Source organism: Mesorhizobium sp. M1307, from assembly GCF_040318155.1.
Classification (GTDB): Bacteria; Pseudomonadota; Alphaproteobacteria; order Rhizobiales; family Rhizobiaceae; genus Mesorhizobium.
In genome coordinates this window covers 1-514 of sequence record NZ_JAMYLR010000129.1, presented here as the reverse complement: position 1 = coordinate 514, position 514 = coordinate 1, and the positions used below count along the sequence as shown (strand labels likewise).

Genomic DNA, 514 nt, shown 5'->3' with positions numbered 1-514 from the left:
TGTTTGGACCGGAGACATCGCGAACAGGTGTGCGAGGACATCGCGAACAGTTTCCCACCCTATCTGTTGCTTGCGTTGAGGTCGATGGTTTCTATTTTCTGGTGCCTGAACCAGGCGTCGAAGAGGCCGTCCTTGGCGGTCGGACGGAAGGCAACCGATTTTCCGGCGAAGGCTCTGCACAGGCGCATTTTGCGGCCGAGAATAGAGACGAAGCCATGCTGCTGAACGCGTCGGATAAGATCGTCCTTGGCGTATTCGAACGGCTCGACCGTTTCGCGATACTGACGCTGCGAAGCCCGGTAGCGGTCGAGCGGCACGCCGCCGTCCAGCGCGTCGTGGGGACGCTGGACGTTGTAGATATGGCGCCAGCGATCGAAGGCATCCTGAGCCTTGGCGAGATCGGCGAAGGGTGGCCCCTGCAGCGCCTCGGCCTTGAGCGAGCGATGGAAGCGCTCGTCCTTGCCCAGCGTCTGCGGATGGCAAGGCCTGGAGTGGCTGACGGCGACGCTGGCCT

Annotated in this window: 1 protein-coding gene; it reads right to left on the bottom strand. The window is 62.3% G+C overall.

The window, feature by feature from the left end; genetic code table 11:
* Positions 1-59 precede the first annotated feature (59 nt).
* On the bottom strand, positions 60-514 hold a 455-nt coding region (locus NKH16_RS34965), incomplete at its 5' end, for an integrase core domain-containing protein (RefSeq protein ID WP_352904002.1).